At 58.8% G+C, this 5008-nt stretch carries 1 protein-coding gene and 5 pseudogenes; 4 read left to right on the top strand and 2 right to left on the bottom strand.

All coding sequences use genetic code 11. From position 1 onward, the window contains the following. Window positions 1–78: 78 nt before the first annotated feature. Window positions 79–213: pseudogene (locus CO656_RS29310) on the bottom strand (transposase domain-containing protein); the annotation flags it as partial. Window positions 214–839: 626 nt separating this feature from the next. Between CO656_RS29310 and CO656_RS29320 the strand changes: the two are divergent. Continuing rightward, window positions 840–1115 (top strand): annotated as a pseudogene (locus CO656_RS29320) (transposase); the annotation flags it as partial. Between the two features lie 265 nt (window positions 1116–1380). Here the strand turns inward: CO656_RS29320 and CO656_RS29325 are convergent. Continuing rightward, a pseudogene (locus tag CO656_RS29325) lies at window positions 1381–2410 on the bottom strand (IS110 family transposase). A gap of 73 nt (window positions 2411–2483) precedes the next feature. Here CO656_RS29325 and CO656_RS29330 point away from each other — a divergent pair. The 3 genes and pseudogenes from CO656_RS29330 to CO656_RS31180 all read left to right on the top strand — a co-directional run. Next, window positions 2484–3005: pseudogene (locus tag CO656_RS29330) on the top strand (transposase); the annotation flags it as partial. A 207-nt stretch (window positions 3006–3212) separates the two neighbouring features. Beyond that, window positions 3213–4298: a site-specific integrase gene (locus CO656_RS29335; RefSeq protein WP_234819738.1), complete on the top strand. Its 1086-nt coding sequence runs from the start codon at window positions 3213–3215 to the stop codon at window positions 4296–4298. A gap of 161 nt (window positions 4299–4459) precedes the next feature. After that, window positions 4460–4849: pseudogene (locus tag CO656_RS31180) on the top strand (tyrosine-type recombinase/integrase); the annotation flags it as partial. Between the last annotated feature and the right edge of the window lie 159 nt (window positions 4850–5008).

Below are 5008 nucleotides of genomic sequence, written 5' to 3' on the forward strand. Positions count from 1 at the left end.
TCATCATGAACAGCCGTTCGTTTGGACGGTCGGTTCCTCGTGCCCAAAGCATTGACAACGGACATCAGAGCGGTGTTCTCAGGCCACGGACTTAGTTTCTGGGTTATCGGCGTAGGCCCAAGGCAGTAGGTCGCCGAGCTGGCTAGTGGGGTGGCCATTGACGATCCTGGTGATCACGTCCGTCAGATAGGCCATCGGCTCGACGCCGTTGAGCTATGCTGTTTATGCCGACCGGCGAATTTTGCCGAGGACCTCTTCCAACATACCAGTCGAAAGGCGCTTTTCTCGCCGTTTTGGCTGGAGACTTGTCATTGATACTCGGCATAGTTCTCATGCTCAGAGGGGCATTCAGGAATTCCAGAAGCCGGTCGCTTGGTCGAAATCGCTCGGCCTTGGCGCGTTCGTACGGCTTCAGCTTTGCGGCGCGGAGTCCTTCAGTTCAAGATGTGCCATGAAGATAGGTCAGCGTCGTTTCCATCGTCTCATTGCCCAACCACAGGGCAATGACCGAGCAGTGACGCCCGCCTGTAGCAACTCCAGGGCAGCGCTGTGCCGCAAGACATGGGGCGATACCCGCTTTGAGCAAAGCGAGACGCAGTGCTCGCGCGCTTTGGCGACATATTTGTTCAGAAGTGCCTGCACACCGTCGGCGCTAAGGCTGCCACCGTAGACATTCGGATATCCGTTGCGCCTCGCTTCCCTGGTTCCTTGAGCCAACGCCGGAGGGCTTGCTGTGCAACCTTGGGGAGCGGCGTATTTCACTCTTTGCGGCCCTTGCCCACGCATTGCTCATGCGCGCCCTGGCCCAGCATTAGTCTCGGTCAAGATCGATGATCTCGGAGACCCGCAGCCCCGTTTGCGTGCTCGATCCCGGCTCCCGCAAAACCAAAACCGGGTACTTCTGGGCACTGGCGCGTGATGACCGCGCATGGGGCGGTGGCGCACCGCCGGGCGTTGCCTTCACCTACGCCCCTGGTCGTGGAGGACAGCATGCTGAACAGATATTGCAGGGCTTCACCGGCGTTCTGCAGGTGGATGGCTACGCCGGATACAATCGACTGATCGCGCCGGACCGTGTCGGTCCCGACATTCGGCTTGCCTATTGCTGGGCGCATCTATGGACGCCCCCGGTTTTGCAAGGAGTAAATTAGCGAAATTTGGCGATCGCCGCGGCTGCAGTCATCTATTCGGCCTCTCAGTGTATCACACCCTGTGATACCGGCCTTGATGGTAGATCCGCAAATCAGCGCCCAACCACGCGACGCGAACTCGAAGTTCGATGCGCCCAACGGGCTCTGCTGATTCCGGTTAACCCGGCTTTGCCATCGTCCGCCTTCTATCCTCGCAACCGCTTCGACCAGCGGTGGCCGAACTCGAGAATCATGCCATACTCATTGCCACCGGCGGGGTTGGGTGGTTGTAGGTCCCACCAAATCGGAGCAAGGCCCAAACGACACGTGCTGTCTTGTTGGCGATCGCGACTGCCGCAACGTTGGCAGGTCTTCTGTCTCTCACTTTTGCTAGCCAGGTCCAGGAACGACCTCTCCAACGCATGATTGAGCGACTGCCGTGGATGAGCAATCTTCGCAGATAACCATTCCCGCACTTGCTGATCCCACCGAGGCTCTCCTTGCCGCCAGTCAAATGTTGTCGCGGAACTAATCCCAACCAGGCCGCGAAGTGGCGGCCCGACTTGAAATCCGTGGGCTCTCTCATCGAGGAAACCAATGCGGTGGCGGTGATGACACCGACGCCGGGAATGCTCATCAAGCGCCGGCAGGCATTGCTGCTCCTCGCGACGGCAATCAAGTCGCGATCGATCTTGAAAAGTTTGGCACTGACTTCGCGAAGCTGGTAGGTATTGCAAAGCATGCCGAGCGACTGCCGGCAGCTCATCGCAGTCGGGGTCTTCTATCAGCTTGGTCAAGAGACCGATTTTATGTGACCGATTGGGGCCGATGATGCCGAACTCCGCCAGATGTCCTCGGATTCCGTTGATCAATTGGGTGCGCTGGCGAATGAGCATCTCACGGACCCGTTGAATTACCAGAACCTCCTGCTGCATCTCCTCCTTGATGGGAACGAAGCGCATTGTTGGGCGGGTGACTGCCTCGCAGATTGCTTCAGCATCAGCAGCATCATTCTTGTTCGTTTTGACATACGGTTTGACGTACTGCGCCGGCAGGAGGCGAACATCGTGCCCCATGTCACGCAGCAGCCGCGCCCAGAAATGCGAGCCTGGACATGCCTCTAGCCCCACTAGGCATGGCGCAAGTGCGCGGAAGAAGCTCTCGACCCCTTCCCGTTTGAGTTTACGACGGATCACCGGCCGACCGGAATTGTCGGCAGCGTGAACTTGAAAAACAGATTTTGCGATATCGAGACCGACAACACTGACGCGAGCTTCCATAATGAACCCTCTGGTTGATACGCCTCCATCATCTCTCGCGGCTGGCTCCGGCGGAAGGGGGTGTCCATACCATCATGCACGGCGCAAGCTGGTGGAGATCACCCGCACGGGAGCCGCACCGATTGCCGAGGAAGGCGTGAAGCGGATTGGCGAACTTTACCAAATCGAGGCCGACTTGCGCGGGCTGGCTCCGGAAACGCGCCTGGCTGAGCGACGGGAGCGATCAAAGCCGCTCATAGCCGACATGGAAACTTGGCTCACCTATCACCGTGTGCCCGCGTCGCTGCCAAATCGCCCTTGGGTGAAGCCCTGAAATACATCGCCAAATACTGGGATGGCCTGTGTCTCTTCCTGACCGACGGCCGCATCGAGATCGACAACAACAGCGTCGAAAGAACCATCCGGCCGATAGCTCTCAATCGAAAGAATGCGCTTTGCAGGGCATGACGCGGGAGCCGAGAACTGGGCGACCACCGCCTCGCTCATGGAAACCGCGTTATGCCGCGCGCGGCATAAGCAGGTTTATGCCGACCGTCGAACTATGCCGATTAAGCAAGTTTTTGCCAACCTTTTCTGTAGCATAGCGGTAGCCTAATCGGCATAGCGTAGGGTCTCTCCGTCGCAATTGACGCGAAGGAGAGGACGCATGAACGCAAGTGACTATTTGAAGCGCAGCGCCCTATATCGGAAGCTGATCCACGGTCCGTATCGGGAGTTTGCGCGCGTTTAGGCCGCCAAGATGTCAAACGAAGGCCTGGGTAGGCGATGCACCTGGCGGTCGCTGAGCCTGTTTCGAGACCTGATGGACTGGCACGTCGGCAATGGACATGATCCGCAGGATTTAAGCGAAGTTCATGTCGAACGTTTTCTTGAGCATCGTTTCAAACATTGGAGTCCCGACACGGGCGACCGATCGGCGCTCCGACGCTTGCTTTCAGCGCTACGGCAAGAGGGCTTAATACCGGCCGCCCTGCCAGTTGAGCTCACGGAGCACGAGCAGATTGTCGATGTATTCGCGGCATATCTGTCGAATGAGAGAGGGCTTGCCGCCTCGACGGTGGGAAGCCACAAGCTTCTGTCACATCGATTTCTGCTGGAGGTCTGCACTACCGGCGCAGATGGATTTGCAGCGCTCACCCCGGAGATCGTCATCGGTTATGTCGAGCGACATGCGCTCGATGGCTCCGCCGACAGTGGCGAAGCAATGTGCGGAGTGGTGCGTGCCTTCCTGCGCTACTTGCATTTGAAGGGCTTTATTTCCACGGCGTTGGCCGATTGCGTGCCGTCCATCCGTCGCTGGCGACTTGCCGGTCTTCCAACATTCCTGCCGCCGGAGAAGATCCAGAAGGTTCTCGATGCCTGTGATCGGACGACGGCAATGGGTTATCGGGACTATGCGGTTCTGATGATCCTGGCCAAGCTCGGTTTGCGCGCCAGCGAAGTTGCCACCCTCAAGCTTGACGATATCGACTGGCAGTCGGGCACGATCATCGTGCACGGTAAGGGGCGGCGGCAAGCAATTATGCCGCTACGTCACGACGTCGGAACAGCTATCGTGACTTATATTCGGCATGGGCGGCCAGCTTCAGCGTGCCGTCGACTATTTCTGAGGACGCTCGCTCCGCACGTCGGTTTTGCCTCCGGTTGTGCTATCACCATGATCGCCAAGCAAGCACTCGACCGGGCCGGCATTGACGGCTATGCGCATCACGGCGCCCATCTTTTCCGCCACAGCCTCGCGACCGACCTTTTGCGGTCGGGCGCCAGCTTTGCCGAGATCGGCCAACTGCTCCGCCATCGAAGCATCGACAGTACAAGGATCTATGCCAAGCTCGATGTTGAGAAGCTGCGTGAACTGAGCCTGCCGTGGCCGGGAGGTGCCCAATGAGCCGGCTTCGCACTGCGCTCAACCGCTACGTTGGCATGCGCCAAGGGCTGGGATACAAATATGACGGTCCGGCACGACGGTTGTCGGAGTTCGTCGCTTTCATGGAAGCCCGCGGCGCCGAGACAATCACGACTGATCTGGCAATGGAGTGGGTGACGTTGATGGGCCGGCAGCCGAGTTGGTCCATCCGACTGGCTGATGTGCGTTGTTTTGCCCAGCACCTCGCTCATTTCGACCCTCTGACGGAAGTGCCACCAAGCGACGCTGTGCCGCCGGCCCGGCGAACAAGGCCATACATCTATAGCGACATTGAGATCCAGGCGCTTCTGGCGGCGGCCCTGTCGCTGCCACCGGTCATCGCCCTTCGACGCTGGACATATCATTGTCTGTTCGGACTGATAGTGGTCGCTGGACTGCGCCATTCCGAAGCGCTCGGCCTGCTCCGGGCCGATGTCGATCTCGACCAGGGCATTCTCACCATCCGAGAGACAAAGTTCGGCAAGTCACGGCTGGTCCCGCTGCATGCCACGACAATCGCTGTCCTTTCAGATTATGCCGCTCGACGCGATGCACACCTTGGTACGCCACGCAGTCCCTATTTCTTCGTCGCCGAGCTGCATTGTCGAGCATCGCATCCGCCAGAAGCCGCTTCAGCTTCGTGTTCTCGTCCTCCAGCGTCTTCAGCCGCTTGGCTTCCGACACCTCCATGC

The sequence above is a fragment of the Sinorhizobium sp. FG01 genome (genome assembly GCF_002531875.1).
Classification (GTDB): Bacteria; Pseudomonadota; Alphaproteobacteria; order Rhizobiales; family Rhizobiaceae; genus Sinorhizobium; species Sinorhizobium fredii_C.